A 15,984-nucleotide genomic window follows, 5' to 3' on the forward strand; every position below is an offset into this window, starting at 1 on the left:
ATAGCAATTTTTTGCATACATTTGCGTTGATTGGTTGATAAAATATGAAGTCCTAGTCGACTGAATTCATTCAACATTTCAAACTTCTGCCAGGGATCTTACACATCCCTGGCTCTGTTTTAGGATTGTTGGCTGATTTTTGAGATATAAATAGTTTAAAAATCATTTACTATTTTCATTGGCATACTTGATTTATCCTATTATATGCTTACTCTATAATTAATACTTTTCCTTCAAGCCTGGTTTTGATTCCCATTTCATCCAAAATTCTTAAAACTTGCGACAGATGCAGATTACGAGGTAACTTACCTTGAAACTCACGTTCTGGAATTGTTCCTTCATACCTAACAGTGATATCATACCATCTTTCCAATTGTTTCATCATTTCTCCAAGCGTAGCTCCCTCGAAATTAAACAGTCCATTCTTCCATGCTACTGCTCTATCAACATTCGCATTATTGATAACAGTAATTGCAGCGGATAAATTCTGATTAATATTAGCTTGTTGGCCCGGCTGTAGTATTACACCATTATTCCTTGATCCATTGAGATCTTTCATGGAATGTACACGCACTCTCCCTTCTAGTAAAGTTGTGCTCAACAGTTGCTCATTTTCATAACCATTCACGTTAAAATGTGTTCCTAAGACTTCTATTACGGCTTTATCATTCACAATAACTTTAAAAGGCAATTTCTCATTTTGGGCTACCTCGAAATATGCTTCACCAGTTAGTTCTACTTTTCTTTCATGTCCGGTAAACCCTGTAGGGAAACGCAATGCACTGGCGGCATTCAGCCACACCTTTGTACCATCTGGAAGCACAACATTAAATTGCCTGCCATTAGGTGTTGATATAACATTGTATACCACATCACTACTTGACTTACCGACTAACGAATACGCCAGTTCGTCATTATTTAATTGAACCTGTGCTCCGTTTTGATTAGCTACAACCCCGTTGCCCAGACTATCCAACACTACCTGCGAACCATCCGCCAACGTAAGCACCGCGCCATTTTTACCCGGCGCTATATCAACTCCCAATGGTGCTAAATGATATGGCTGATTACCTGTAATTTTTGTTGTCAACTGATAACTACCAATACTTACTATGAGTACAATGGCTGCTGCCACCCATCCCCATTTTCGTATGTAACGTAAATTCCCCCTTCCGGAATCAACTGTCTTTTCTTCCTTGACTGCTTCATATTCATGAATAGCCTTCATTATCAGAGATGTTTTGGCATAATCATAAGGCTGATTATCAGATTGAACATATCTGGCTTCCAACGCGTCAATAAGGTCTGGCAACAGTTCTTCATCCTTTAGCTGCTCGTAAAGCTGTTGGATATCCTGTTCAGATTCATTTGCATTGAACCATCGCTCCAGTAATTCGGCGTATTTATTTCCAGTATTCATATAATCTTCTATTATAAGAACAAAAAAAAAAGAAAAAAGGGGATAGTGTTTTCAAAAAAATAATTCAAATTTTATAAATCCTTTACCGGTGAGGCTTTTAGGATTTATAGAATACTAAGGCTATCAGTAGGCAGAATTCGGGGTGAGACTCTATATATTTAACAATTGCTGCAGCAGCGAACTGGAGGTATTTCTTGACGGTTTCCCTTGTCAAATGTAGTTCAGCAGCGATTTCGTGGTATTTTTTCCTTTCATGTCTGGCCATTACCCATACCTTCTTTTGTTGCGGAGGTAAGTTTTCTACAGCTACATCAAATAAACGCCATTTCCATGTATCATTATCTTCAGCTTCTCTATCTATAGTAGCATCGGGTGATTCTGCCAACCACTGAGAGTGGTACATTTTAGTTTTTATCGTTTTTTTCAGGGCGTTAATAGCCAGATTCCGGCTAATTGTAAAGAGATATGCTTTAAAATTGGACACGAACACAAGACCTTCCCGGGTTTGCCATATCTTTAAAAAAGTGTCTTGAACAAGTTCGTCGGCCACAAAGCTGTCTCGGGTTAATTTTACAATAAAATCATGTAAATGGCCACCATATTGGCGAATGACTATTTCAAAAGCCTTTTCATCCCCCTCTGCTACCAGCGAAAGCAGATCCTTTTCCTCATATGAATGATTGAATAACAAATACTATCCGGTTCTAAACGACTATTACAATTTGATTAAAAAGATGCATATCGAAACAATTTAGTTTTCTGAAAAGAAAACTCATAACCCGATATTTAAAAATTAAAATTTGGCAAATAAGGATTTAGACATGGCTACAAACTAACGTAAAAAAATTATAAGATGGAAGCTTTATCGCTAATAAATTTATTTTATCAGGTGCTTATTATGTTAAATAATAGCAATACATAAATATTACATTATTTTATAATAAATAAAATATCTAATCCGGTCTACAAAAATCCAATTCAGGAAAATTAATCTTACTTCTTCAAATAAGGCAGTGCGATTCAATAATCAAGGCATCAACTTTTGTGCTGCTTTTAAATTATTGATCCTTACATAATATATTACCAGATCTTCCTTTAGATCCAGGCTTTACTCTAAGAAAGTTTTTTCACGAGTAACAATAAGCCATGTCGACTTAGTCAGTTTGCCCAATGGTACATTTTTGCATTATTTGGAATAAACTCTACCTTGTGGCTGCAACTCACTAGCCCCACAAGTGCAATCCAGTGAGTAGATCCAAAGCTCTTTTAACAACACATTCAACTACTACCCTTGTCATCCAAAACCTCGATCAGGTAAAAAAGGACTATTCCAGAGAGATGGCAGATGTACTCATGAACCTATGTGGTAATGTAATCTGTGGGCAGGTTGCCGGTGATACCGCTAGGCAAATGAGTGACCGGGTAGGCAGGATTATGCAGGACCGTGCCAGTACCACCATTAACAGCTCAGATACCTCTGTTAACTATTCTCAGCAACTGGATATGGCTATACTTCCCAGCGTTATTAGTAACCTTTCCTCCGGTGAATTCGTAGGTATAGTAGCCGACGATCCTGGGCTGGAAATACCGCAAAAGGTCTTTCACTGTAAGGTAACGAAAGATACCAGAAAGCTGATCTGGAAAGAAAACTTCAAAAGGAGTTGCTTGTTATCAGGAATTTGGAAAATGGTGTAGTGTATAAAAATTTCATGCAGATAAAAGATGATGTTACCGGTTTTGTGGATGCGGAGATCAGCAGGATTATAAATGATCCTACAAATGCATACCTACTAGTCAAAAGATAATGGCTATTTAACCAATTCTTAATTGCTATAACTAGCCGTTCATGTATATCTTTAGTAAACCATTATCTCAATCTATCTGAAAATTTTTTTTAAATTCAGATCAGGATATAATAGTTGATAATGAATATTTTTCAACTGCTTTTTTATCTACTTCACTAACTAGTTTGACTAAGTACTCAATTTTATCCAGGACTTCTTTTATTGAAAGTTGATGTTCTGTTTTTAACTGGTACTTTCCTTTAAAATGTAGCAAAAAACTTTCATCAACAATTCCATTTCGATGAGCATACAGATGTCTAATCTGAAGAGTGCGCTCAATTTCAGCAATTTCATCTGGTTGAAATGCATTTAATAATGAAATTTCCTGGTTGTCTTTTATAAATCCTTTTATGCTCCCTTTTTGTAACCTTGAAACTCGTTTTGAAGCAAACCTTTTAACAAATTCTTCAATGTCTTCACATTCTAATATTTCAGAAACTTTTACTGTTGATTCACCACTTTTCAAGGTTTCTGGCCTAGCAATGTAAATCTCATGTAATAGATCAGACAAATATGTCTCGAAGTTATCTACACAGCTTGAAAACATCACCCTATTAAAAATCTTCCCTTCAGGTATATGAGTCAGTACATCTATTTCATAAGGAAAGAACACCGTCAATGTAGGCTCATAAATCCTTATTATATTTGAGTAATGGCTTACCAACTTAATTTTTGAACTTGTACCATCACCACCCTCACTTTCCAAGAATGCAAGAGTCTTATTAAATGGGCCAATATTAGGCAAGCTGCCACCATAATATTTTGTTGTAGTTTTAATAAATCCATTAAAACTTAATCCATCCACTGTTAAAGGATCTTCACTTTTAACCACACTTATGCCATAAAGCTGTTTGTCATTATGATTAAAATATCCATGTTCAATTGTTGGAGTTGGATTAATTAAGCTCAAAGCTTTTTGCAGAATTGCTGTCACCTTAAAATCACTTGACAAGCCTTCTACACTCAGCTTTTCTTTTGGAAGGCTACGTACCCCAAATATTATTGCACCTCCATTTCGACATGCAAAGTCTGCAATTCTATATGCCAAATTTTTCGAGGGAATGAGCGTAGGAATATACTCAAGTTGCTCTCCACGCGGCGCCCCAACTATACTATTAAAATTAATATTATTCATTTATTATCTGAATATAATCTTCTTTATATCATTATCTTCTAAAATTCTCCCCAATGTTAATTGAAAAGGTTCATTTAAGCCACTATCTACCCATAATTCAGCATTTGGATTTTTTAATGTTGACGTTTCGGAACCATAATAAAAAATTACTTGCCCATTATCTCCTGGTCTAAAAACAATATCGATTAGTCTTCCTTCTTTAATTACCCCAGAAAAGACCGTTGTAGCGGTTCTATCAGCATTTTCAAAATTGTATCCAAGTTCTTCTAAAAATAACCGTACCCTATCATGGGTGCGATCAATTTTAGCCTGCACAAAAATAAAATACTCAGGATCAGGTATAGATGTATGTCCAAATACTTCAGCAAGATTCTTATCCATCAGGGCATCTTTTAGCTCTTCAAAATTCTTTACACCCAAACTTAATAATATATCCTGTGTAAGTGGCTCAAAGACGCCATCATGTGAGTTCCGATCTCTTTTGTTTTTTAAGATTTCTCGTAATTGTTCAGGGCTATCTAGTTCATATTCACTTAATAAAGAATCTAGAGTTGCTGCTTTCTCCATCGAGCTTACAATCTGTTCTGGCTGACATAAACGATGCCTATTCAAATACAAATCTCCAAAAATTGAACTAGCAAGACTTGGATTTTCGTTAAACCAAATAAATAGTTTTTTAAACGCATTTATCGTATCTTCATCTTGCTCTAAATCAGCCATCAGACCACCTATCAACATAGATATTTTCTCTGCAACAAGCTTATCATCAATGTATCTAGATTGCTCAAACTTTAGGGGCATAAGGTCAGCTATTAGCAGATCTCTATAATCATATCCCAAAAAAGCTGATATATCTTTTAAACGCTCATTTGTATTTACTCCGGAAAACAAACTTTCCTTACTACAAAATTGACCATTCTGATTAGGAAGAATAGGATTTTTAATCCCTAGTATAGATTCTTCTTTTCCCATTTCAATAGACATAGTCACAAAGTCTACCAACCATCTTAAGGCTTCTTCTTCGTTGAAGAATTTATATTCCTCCTTAAATCCTTTTATGTTTTTGCATTTGGATATTAAACTAATAATACTATTAAAAATAATTTGGTCTGATTCAGTGTAAACTTCTTCCCAATATTCATCAACATATAATTTTTCAGCACCGAGCAAAGGATAAATTCTTTGCAGTGCATCAAAAATTTTTTCTCTACATGCAGGGTACTCTCCTGATCTTGGAAAAACACATGACATGCTGAATGCTGCTATAAACGATTTATCACCATCAACTTCCTTCAATCGTGAATTAATGAGTTTGGGTAAATTTTCCTTTTTAAATGTACTATGCTGTATTTTATATTTAGCTTCCGGATCTTTTGCAGCAGTATAAACATTTGTAATTCTTAATTCATTTCTTATATCATAATCAAGCTCTATCAATATATCTTTATAAACATCTTCTATCCCAGGATCAAACTTTAACTCCTTCATTAATTTGAAGACTCTATTCTGATTAGGAATAACAGCAATATTATTACTAACTACCTCTGAAATATAATTGGCTTCTTTATTTAATAAATCATAAAAATTCTGTAACCACTCGATTGCATCTAAATCAAGAATCTTTTCCTGTAAAACCTCAATATTTTCTGAATCATGAATAATAGCAGCAAGGCGCTTCACTGTTAATCTATAGCATTTGGGCCACAATACACGATACCATTCATGTATTTCAGATTTACGAGGCATATGTGAAGGATAAACAGAGGAACCTATTTCAAAGATCATATCTCTAACCTCTTCCATTGAATCAGATGGAAAAGTAATAGTACTTCTTCCTTCTTCATTTTGTATGGACCGTCTTTCCAACATCTCTGTATCTACCAAAGGCAGACTTGACAATGTTTTCAAAAGCGGCGTTATTACATTTGTCTTATACCATTCTTTACTAATCCAATTCTGACTAGCTTCTGCAGCGTCAGCCAAATAAAACAAGTTTTCAACACCGTTCTTGGAGCAATATTCCAATAACTTTTGTAATAAAGTAACTGCTTCAACTATCAAGCTTTTATTTTCTTGTATTTCGGGTTCCGAGTTATCTGTTAATCTTACTATACTTCTTGGGTCATTAACATTAAATTGAGGGCTATTAATGATAACAGGGAAAGGAAACCCCTCTGTTCCAATTAGTGGAAAGTCACAAAATAATTTTGGTTGCCGATTTTTATCAATTGGACTAATAGCAACTATGCCATTGGACTTTTTAATAGGAACGGCAATATGGGTATTATTTCCACTTACTGAAAGGAATTCTATTAACTCGGTTCCATCAGGTCCAATCTCTTCTATTGTATGATAGGTAATATTCTCAATAGAATAGGATAATTCCGGTTTTATTCGGTAAATTTTCGAAGAATTCTCTATAGTAACTTCCTTTATGGTAGGCACAAAGATTAAGGTTAAAGGAATAGAAAGTTCTAAGTCTTCAATACCAGTCTTTGCAACATCAATTCCTTTCTTATCCAGATCATATATGAAAGCAGTATTATAATCTTGCGGTCTATAACTTGTAATAGTCTCAATATTATCTAAATCCTCAAGAATGTTTAAAGACCGTCGAATACTTTCGATTATACCAGCCTCTGCTCTCGGACTTCTATCAAGCTCTATCTGACACCTCTTATACTCAAGACCATCAGCTTTAATTACACTTTCAATTTTAACCGTTTCAGAGAGTAAATGCGTAGTTAGAAACCCGCTCCCGAACTTACCGGTTGGAGGTGTTCCATCTTCATAATCTTCCTGATCTTTAGAAGAAACTTGTTCGACTAGATACGTAATATTTTTAACAGAAAATGGCTTCCCTGTATGTTTAAACTCTAGGTGTCCTTTTTCTCCAAAATCGGAGAGCTTAATCGATACCTTAAATGGGATACCAGGAATATGAACATCTTTCCCATTTTGAATTAATTCCCATATCCAACGTCTTTCATCACCTGGATTTGCGCTTTGCCTTAGTTCACTCAATTTTGTTTTAATATTTCCCGCAAGTTTTTTCATGTAGCCATCATGAGTAAACTGCTGCACAAGGTTCTTATAAGTCATAGGTGTAACAATATTATTAACTAATAGTCAGAGTATGTAAATTATTACTTTCTCTGCCTGCAGATGACAGAATACTGGCACAAAACCAAATTGCAAATTTGTCTAGGGCCTCTCAAAACAATTCAAAAATCTGACGCTTACCAAATTAAGTAAAATGTTATAAATTCTCAAACTAATAGGCTGTTTTCTACCTGTTAACCCCATCTCCGCTCATTTTTTATTTCCTCATAGGGTCCAATACATCTGCATAATCATAAAAATTTCCCTCTAACTTTTATGTACGGGAATAATATAAAATTACTCATATAGAAATCTTCTGAATACTTTTAATATCACCTCAAATCAAGTTTGCATTAATAGCATCAAGAATTTTTTGCGTTTCTGAGGGGTACGAGCCTTGAAAATATTCAAAAACCAGTGGATTTCCATGCATAAAATGGCTAATCATATCAATCCAGGTACTAGTCTCAATATTACCATTAAGCATAAACATTTTCTTTGACTTCCCTTTTATCTGGTTTAAACTTTTGGAATTATAGTTCAGATCCGAGTCTCGCAATGCTAAATACTCCTCTAAATCGTAAAAATGTATTGCTCCATCAAAATGCTTAATTGCATTTATATTGGGGCTGACCTCTGAATGAACATATCGTGTTGGATAAAACTCACCATCTACTGTTTGAACTGTCAAATTCTCAGTTTTAAACTCTTCTGCATAAAAGTTTTTAATCCCTTCTTTGGAAGTATCCCATTTCATAACTAGGGAATGGCACTCTGCAAAGAGGAAATCGATTTGCCTTGCCGCAAGATCGGAAGGAGGACAAAGTTTAATTGGCCCGTTGGGAATTTGAATAATACTACCATTAAATTTTGCGCCATACCACGTATCGAATTCCTTCCATTGTGTATTGTCAACATTAATGCGAACTCTGTCTTCATCCAAAGCAATAGAATGCACAATGCGAGAGTCCTTCAACTTCCATAAAAGGTTTACAAAACTTGATGTAAAATGGCTGGTCGGATTAAACCCCCGACGAAAATACGGGTGCGCCATTACAATGCATGATTCCCCGTATAGATAGCCACTCGCAATTTCATTTTTTTTGAAGGTCTTAAGTAAAGTAGCAAATTCGACAAGGCCATCCTTATCTCTAACTAATTCAGGGTAGAGAAGCCAGAGTATACCAGGATAGTTAGCCACAATTCCAATCGTTTCAATATACTCGAAGTCTTCATCTTGAAGCTCAATACCCTTGGAAGCAGCAAGTTTCTTAAAGCGTCCAATCAAATTTAGATTATCGGCAAGTTGTTTCTTTGCATACTCTTTCTGAGCGACAATGCTTGCTTTAAAACTTTCTTCCTGAGATTCCATATATAACTAAACGGATTATTTTCTTATTGTAAATTATTATTTTTTTAAACCACCACCATTACTTATTCAGAAAATTAATAGTTTACAGAATACATTTTACGTTTACCTACTATCATTTTTCAGTTACATAATCGGTGAAATCCGCACTAATAAAAGTACAATAGTCTTTCTGATAACAGCCAAACCTAGAATCCTTATAAAATAGTCCAATTGGCCTAATCTGATATTTTGGAATTATTTAGTACAATTTTTATCTTGTGGCAAAATCACTGAATACCTTGGGGAGTAATCCCGTGAGTAGATTCGAAGCTCTTTTAACAACACATTGAAATCAAATAAATTACGATATCAGGGCGTCGTATTGTCGTCCCGACACAACTGGAGAGAATGGTTTCATTACCATTCTCTCCTTTTTTATTTATATCTGAAACAGTGTTCAGGCTTGCGATTAGGGAAAATACTTCATTCGTTCTCGTGGTTCGAAATGCTCTATTTTTCAGATTGTAGAAAACTCCCTCTGGAAATATTACCTTTCGCAACATCTCCTTTTGCGTATGATCTGCGGTTTGTGTTAAGTATAACTAATTTTAATGTTAGGCTTGACCCACCTATAATATATTATACAACAATGGATGGGATGGATGCGAAACGTGTTTCTCAAATAATGGGATTATCAGGATCTTGCAGTCCAATGCCGCCCGCCTTTGCTCCAATAGCCGTAACATATAGTTATATAGTTAACTGCACTTATACTTGGAGTAATGGAACTGTATTTACGAGGCAATATTCGTATACTACAGTTGATCATGTCCTATAGCAATTACCACAATACAATTTAAATGAGAAAGAAAAAGTCGGTAACAAGAAAGTTTGTTTCAAAACATATAATTGACAGCGGAGACCTACAAAAAGAAAATTTTTCAGCTACTATTGTAGTCCTGAGGCAAAATGCTGCGGCAAAGGATATTTTGCTACCTGATGCCGAAATAGCAAATAGTATTGACATTACTATCTCGACATATAATGAGTACATGAGCAATAGTGAAAATGTGCCAGAGGAGATCTATGTTAAGCTACGTAGTATTTATAGTGAATTCCTGAAGGGTAAAATCTATATAATCGAATCTTTTCATAGCCATCATGATCCTTACACAGAAATGGGAACGGAAGAACTTGATGATATATGATCAGAACTAATGTGTTGTAAAAAATATCCCTTTCAGAAAATAATGGCTGCTCATTTAAAATGACCAGCCATTATTTCCTATCATGGTGTTTTCCCTGCCCAATTAATTATGCTTAGCATCTTTGTTCTCATCTTGCTTATCCAAATTATCACTTATACTTTTTTTCTGAGGCATAGAACTAGCCTGAGAATCCAGTGGGAAAGGGAAACGGTGAACCAGTGTTTCACTGACAAAAATACAATAGGGTGGCGCAATAAATAGCTGACTACCCCCTGGCTGCTGAACCATTGAAAGTGCATTGTTCATTTGCTGGACCATATCGACCGACGACCATGGCTGTCGCATTGAGCTAAGGACATCCAAAACGTAACAGTGCATCCAAAATATTCTGAAATCTTTCAGCCCTTTTAAACCAGGTATTTCTGTCTCCCAGGGCAATGCTTCTATGCTTTTTAGATTACTATTAATAAAATCTATATAGGCTTGCGAAGCTCCTTTGGAGAATACTGGCGCTAAGATTTTAGAATCTTTAAATTCTAGCACAACTGAAAAAATAAGTGGATGGCAATCATCGCCCACAGCACCATTAGGTGTCATTCGATTGAACTTACGCAATCCTTTACCAAAAGCATCTAGCTTACCATAAAGCAATCTCATTGCTGCTAGATCTTCCTTAGTTATTGGAGCTATTTTTTCCTGTGCCATTCCTACTAGTGGGAACAGTAGAATAACTAAATAAGTCAATAATAAATTTCTCATTGTTAATTACATTTTGTACCTAAAGTTCCATTACGATATTTACGCGCCACATAATCAACATTGTCTTTGTAACTATTCGGTAAGGCCTTGTATGCATCTGATTTATCTAAGCCTATCCAAACTAGTATTTTCGCATCATCCAAAGATAAATTAGGAAATAAAGCTTGAAGTGCCGCTACTTGTACATCAAAGTAAAAACCACTTGACATCGTTTCGTGATCTTGCTCATTAGTCGTTGACGCAGTTTTTGCAAAAAGAATTCCATGGGTTATTTCGTGATAAATTGTTGCCGCGATATACTCCTGGGATGCGTTATTTAATACCGTATTGATGTTGATTCTAACGCTAAGGTATTTAGTGCCATTGTTTATATTAAGGTATCGGTCTGTAAGTCCGTCCATCATAACATCTGCAAATGTCGAATCCTTAAATTCACAATCCACTTCATCACCTACATTAAAAGTACCATTAAATGTCTGAGCAAGATAGGAGCTAAGCCCGTTGAAGGTCACCATACTCACTGTAGATGTCAGACATGGGCCTTTAATATTCATTCTTACATCCCTAAGGGTACTTGGAATCGCTGCATTATTATTACCAGGGGTATTGCCGCTCATGTCCACTCCACCGCCTCCATTATCTGGAGGCAATTCCTGGTTTCCTACCGGTAAGTTTGAACCTCCATTATCAGCAACGTCGTACCAGTTGCAATATGTATTACTAAAGTTATACTGCCATGGGCCACCATTAACTGAGTAGTAGTAATTAATGGTTATACAGCTATAAACAGCCCTTGCATTATTATTTCCTGAACCCTGAGGTGCTGGCATTTTTACTATTTGGCCATTTTCCATTATATATGCAGTAAGTTTGTTGCCGGTCAAATCTTCCAGCATTACTGCTCCTGTGAATCCCTCTTGCCTGCTGCTTGTACGAATCAATTTCATCACCAGATAATGGAAATTGCTATCCGATCCTTTATATACCAACAGATAGTTTTCTAGCTTCAATGGCAGTATATGGTTGTCAAAAGTCCCTTTCTGTGTGGAATCTGAAAACAGTGGTACAGAGACTGCATCAATCTTACTAAAATGCCTGATGATTGCCTGCCCCCATAAAATTGAGTCGCTGCCTGTGGCAGATCTTCCATTAGGAAATACTTCTTGCCTGATACTATCAACATAATACTTTGCATCTGTTATCAGTTGGTTGGGCTTGGCCGGGGTGTTCTTCAGTTTATCCGTCTTATTGCAAGACAGCAAGAAAACTATTCCAAGTAGGGAATAAAGTAGTCTTCTCATGAAATACAATTAAAGTTTAGGGTACATATGTGTTTAGGGTTCAAAAAATTGGTTGTGATTTGCTGTTTGAGGCAGTAAAGTAGGGCTACACAAAACATCTGTCATTTGGTTGAATGCTACTTATTATATCTATCGGTCTACTTTATCCTTTTGGGTATATGGTATGTCAAATTATAAATACTATTAAATCGATGATTGATTAGATATACGCAGAATATCTTTATTTGGTTCTTATGGATTATTGAAACGGAGATTTAAATAATCAAGATAAGGTTAGTGTCTATTTTTAAATAAAAGTTGACGACCTGAAATATATTCAACAACTGAAATAACCTGTATCTAAGCATTCATATTAAATAGCCCAAGGACTGGATTTATTACATCTAATCCCTGAGCTAATTAATTCTTTAGCTAGAAAAAATTATGATTTATACTTTGGTGATTCTGATGGCTCAGGGTCACCAACAACTCTTACCTACCTGTTATTGAATTTTCTCCTCTAAATATTTGAGTACAATAGAGGCTGGGATTTGTATATTGTATTTGCAATACAAGGTTTCTGTTGAGTTGAATGTTTCATTTTCATAAAACTTGTTTGCTGGGGCTCCTCCGCCACAAATTGAATAAAACTCGCATTCCTTTTTACATTTTTTTATCCCGCTTTTAATTTCGGCCGTCATTTTCTTTAGTAATCGGTTTTTTCTTAACACATCGAAAGTATCAGTTGAAAAATTTCCGAAAATAAAATTATTGTACTCTGAAGAATTCTGGCCTATTAACTCAGGAGAAAATGTAGAAACATCCCCTTTATAATTCACCGATGTAATTGCAAACGGTCTTATCTGGTGAGATTGTATGTCTAAAACGTTTATATCCAGAATTTCTGGATTTCGAAGAATAGCCTGTAAATAATTATCAAATTCACGTATTCTCATTTTTTTCATTCCACTATTAACGTACAGATCAAACAATTCTTTATAAAATGAATAGATAGCCTCATATGAAGTATCCTCCATTGAGGACTTCACATTATGACCTTCAATCTCTTCAATATTTAATCCCAATTGATAAAAATTATTTTCATAGAAAAAATCAAATAATTCTTTAGCAAATAATAAGGAATGCTTTGAAATAACTGCAATGCCATGATACCTGATGTTATTAGCGCGTAATAGCTTAATTCCAGCCATAACAGAATTAAAGGTTCCTTTTCCAGATCGAGTTTTCCTATTTACATCATGAAGATTCATAGGGCCATCTATGCTAATACCAATGTTGATGTTATATTTAATTATTAAGTCGCACCAGTCTTGAGTAATTAAAACTCCATTTGTTTGAATTGAATGAGTTACCGAAATTTTTTTATTATGGAAGGCCTGATTGGCTCTTTCAAGTAATAAAGCAAAATAATCTACTGGTATAACCAATGGTTCTCCTGCGTGCCAAACTATAGTAATAGTATCTCCACAGAGATTGCTATTAAGGACCTGTTGAATTATGCTATCTAATACACTTAAAGTGATTCTGTCGGGGTTACTTCGATCTGACAAATAACAATAGCTGCAATTGATATTGCAGAATGGGGTCGGTTGAATTACAAGTAAGTCTATCATGCATTAACCTATATTACCCCATTGATTCCCCCAATTAACCCAATTATCCCATTTTGACCACTTAGCCCAATTGTCCCAGTTATTCCAGTTGTTCCAATTGCCCCAATTGCCCCAGTTTCCCCATTGCCTTTCAATTTCCCCAAAAGCGGTGTCATCGTTAGGTATATCAATGACTTCCCTTTTATTTATTTTTTCCTTTAGCTCTTTACGAACAATATTCACTCTGTTAGAAAAATTATTTGGTTTCGCTATAGATACATGGCTCCACACTAGTATACTAGTTAAGCTTAAACTAAAAATTCGAAACAATTTGCGAAATATAATTATACGTTTCATAAATAGATCAGTTTCTAATATTTGAATATTTTTTTAATCCTTCAATCTGCTGTTTTATAGTGCTCAGCGCTAGTTGATTGTTCGGCGTTTCTTTTTCAATTAACTTATAAACTTCGCTGTAAATATTAATTGCATCCATATAATTTTTATTACTTGCTAAGTACTTTGCCTTAACTGTGAGGTTAGTAGCATTTCTATTTATTGCAATTGAAGAATCTATCCATGGCTCACCCATGGTAGTTGTTAATGAATTGTCAAAACAGAATTTTGATGCTTCATAGTATTCGTCCCACGTTATAGTACCCTGATTTTCTTGCTTTTGTTTAAAATAATCCTTAATGCTAGTGAGAATTTTATCTGCATTTAAAAATTTTATTGCAAAATCAATTTTAAAGTTATTCCAAACAATATTTGCAATTCCACTATTCAACGTCCTATCAGATAAAAAAACGTTCAAATCATTACCATAATCCTTGTCTGACTTTATAGAGTTCCTTCGTATTTTCAAAACACTTTTAGACGAATCATATCCATGTTTAGGAGTTCCTATTGTAAATGCCAAAATATACGTCGAATCATTTTCCTGAAAGGTAAATAGTGAGTAACTACCAGCTAAAAGTTTATTGTCATTAATAAAACAGTCTGATGATGTGGTAAAGTTAATTGCAGGATAGACAAGCGTTGCATTTTGATTTAAAGTCTTACTGGATTTGGGATTGAAACTTCTATTTACTTTTACACTATTAAACGAAAATGTCACCAAATCTACGCCTATCATTCCCTTAACTTCACTAAATGGGGCTTCATTTGGTAACCCTAATCTCGAGTTTAAATAGTAAGAAGCTGTAAATAATGAATCAGCCGTTTCTTTCTGCAGATTTCTCTTACTTCTTTCTTTTGTATTACACGCAAATAGAATAATCGATAGCGAAAGGATACTAAGGACTTTTTTCATATTTTTCATATGAATATATGATATAGAGCGTTATTTTCAAAATTTTTCACAAGCTCTCACTAGATAAGTTTATTGAAGTTTCCCTACAAAAATTTGATTGTAATCAATTACAGCCTCTAACTACTAATCGATTGTTCCAACATTCTAGGATTATCTTTTAGAATTGCTTTTCTCTTTTTGTTAGAACTGAACTTTTCCAAAAACTTTCAAATCTTCAATAAACTGGTTCGAAATGTATCCAGTTGCCCCGACCGAAATGAAGAGCCTTGCTTTTAGTAAGGCTCTTTTTAATTTAAACCCTACTTACCATGAAAAAATTACTCGACGCCTTGTAACACTAAATGTGTTTACAAGTGAGAAAAAAGAAAATCCTTAAAACCACATACCATCGCAGAACTTACAATCTTGTACTTAAGAATATGTATGCCAGCTGCCCATACTGCAGGTGGCATTCTAATTTTTACAAGAGCTGCTGCGAGAAGCCATTTCCATGCATGCATTATGAAGATGACCGGACTGATTGTTCAGAAGCTTCAAAGTATTCGTTTCATCCCAACTGGAAAATTGTTTCAAAAAATAAGAAACGGTGGATGAAGAAAAGATTTCTGACAAAACGGTTTATGAGGTATGATGGACCCCTCCTTATTTGGATGGGATGGATGTAAATTAATGCTTAAAAGCCTTACAGCGAAGAGTTGTAGGGCTTTTTAGGCAATGACGTTGCCATTGCTATTGCTTAATAATACACCGGCCCATGCCGCATTGCAGGACAGAACAGCCTTGCTTTCTGTAAGGCACTTTTCAATTTAAACTCCTATTTATCATGAAAAAACTGCTTGATGCCTTGTAACACCAATGTGTTTACAAGTGAAAAAAAAGAAAACGCTTCAAACTACCGACCATCGCAGAACGTATAACCTGGTTAAAAGAAAAATGTTTGCCAGGTGTTCAAGATGCCCA

The 15,984-nt window shown here is 35.1% G+C and carries 12 protein-coding genes; 2 read left to right on the forward strand and 10 right to left on the reverse strand.

The window, feature by feature from the left end:
* Nucleotides 1-208: 208 nt before the first annotated feature.
* Nucleotides 209-1,420, reverse strand: a complete 1,212-nt coding sequence (locus tag ACE38W_RS17600; protein WP_375832659.1) for a FecR family protein — start codon at nt 1,418-1,420, stop codon at nt 209-211.
* A 97-nt stretch (nt 1,421-1,517) separates the two neighbouring features.
* Nucleotides 1,518-2,111 (reverse strand): RNA polymerase sigma factor, encoded by a 594-nt coding sequence (locus ACE38W_RS17605; protein ID WP_375832661.1) that lies wholly within the window; start codon nt 2,109-2,111, stop codon nt 1,518-1,520.
* Nucleotides 2,112-2,665: 554 nt separating this feature from the next.
* Here ACE38W_RS17605 and ACE38W_RS17610 point away from each other — a divergent pair.
* Nucleotides 2,666-3,115 (forward strand): TraM recognition domain-containing protein, encoded by a 450-nt coding sequence (locus ACE38W_RS17610; protein ID WP_375832663.1) that lies wholly within the window; start codon nt 2,666-2,668, stop codon nt 3,113-3,115.
* 210 nt (nt 3,116-3,325) lie between these two features.
* Here the strand turns inward: ACE38W_RS17610 and ACE38W_RS17615 are convergent, their stop codons facing one another.
* The 3 genes from ACE38W_RS17615 to ACE38W_RS17625 all read right to left on the reverse strand — a co-directional run bounded on the left by ACE38W_RS17615 (nt 3,326) and on the right by ACE38W_RS17625 (nt 8,873).
* On the reverse strand, nt 3,326-4,399 hold the full coding sequence (locus ACE38W_RS17615) for a hypothetical protein (protein ID WP_375832665.1): 1,074 nt from the start codon (nt 4,397-4,399) through the stop codon (nt 3,326-3,328).
* 3 nt (nt 4,400-4,402) lie between these two features.
* Complete coding sequence (locus ACE38W_RS17620) at nt 4,403-7,501, reverse strand: sacsin N-terminal ATP-binding-like domain-containing protein (RefSeq protein WP_375832667.1); 3,099 nt, start codon at nt 7,499-7,501, stop codon at nt 4,403-4,405.
* 337 nt (nt 7,502-7,838) lie between these two features.
* Nucleotides 7,839-8,873, reverse strand: a complete 1,035-nt coding sequence (locus ACE38W_RS17625) for a hypothetical protein (protein ID WP_375832669.1) — start codon at nt 8,871-8,873, stop codon at nt 7,839-7,841.
* 839 nt (nt 8,874-9,712) lie between these two features.
* On the opposite strand from ACE38W_RS17625, the gene ACE38W_RS17630 reads away from it, so the two are divergent.
* Entirely contained in the window at nt 9,713-10,060 is a 348-nt protein-coding gene (locus ACE38W_RS17630; protein ID WP_375832671.1) for a hypothetical protein, read from the forward strand.
* Nucleotides 10,061-10,162: 102 nt separating this feature from the next.
* On the opposite strand, the gene ACE38W_RS17635 is transcribed toward ACE38W_RS17630, so the two are convergent.
* The 5 genes from ACE38W_RS17635 to ACE38W_RS17655 all read right to left on the reverse strand — a co-directional run bounded on the left by ACE38W_RS17635 (nt 10,163) and on the right by ACE38W_RS17655 (nt 15,033).
* The gene (locus ACE38W_RS17635) at nt 10,163-10,819 is read right to left on the reverse strand and encodes a hypothetical protein (RefSeq protein ID WP_375832673.1); all 657 of its coding nucleotides are present in this window, start codon (nt 10,817-10,819) and stop codon (nt 10,163-10,165) included.
* A gap of 2 nt (nt 10,820-10,821) precedes the next feature.
* The gene (locus tag ACE38W_RS17640) at nt 10,822-12,120 is read right to left on the reverse strand and encodes a hypothetical protein (protein ID WP_375832675.1); all 1,299 of its coding nucleotides are present in this window, start codon (nt 12,118-12,120) and stop codon (nt 10,822-10,824) included.
* A gap of 482 nt (nt 12,121-12,602) precedes the next feature.
* Nucleotides 12,603-13,733: a cyclophane-forming radical SAM/SPASM peptide maturase GrrM/OscB gene (grrM, locus tag ACE38W_RS17645; RefSeq protein ID WP_375832677.1), complete on the reverse strand. Its 1,131-nt coding sequence runs from the start codon at nt 13,731-13,733 to the stop codon at nt 12,603-12,605.
* Nucleotides 13,734-13,736: 3 nt separating this feature from the next.
* Entirely contained in the window at nt 13,737-14,069 is a 333-nt protein-coding gene (locus ACE38W_RS17650) for a hypothetical protein (protein ID WP_375832679.1), read from the reverse strand.
* Between the two features lie 7 nt (nt 14,070-14,076).
* The gene (locus ACE38W_RS17655) at nt 14,077-15,033 is read right to left on the reverse strand and encodes a DUF2911 domain-containing protein (protein ID WP_375832681.1); all 957 of its coding nucleotides are present in this window, start codon (nt 15,031-15,033) and stop codon (nt 14,077-14,079) included.
* Nucleotides 15,034-15,984 lie beyond the last annotated feature (951 nt).

The organism is Chitinophaga sp. Hz27 (assembly GCF_042263525.1).
Taxonomy (GTDB): domain Bacteria; phylum Bacteroidota; class Bacteroidia; order Chitinophagales; family Chitinophagaceae; genus Chitinophaga.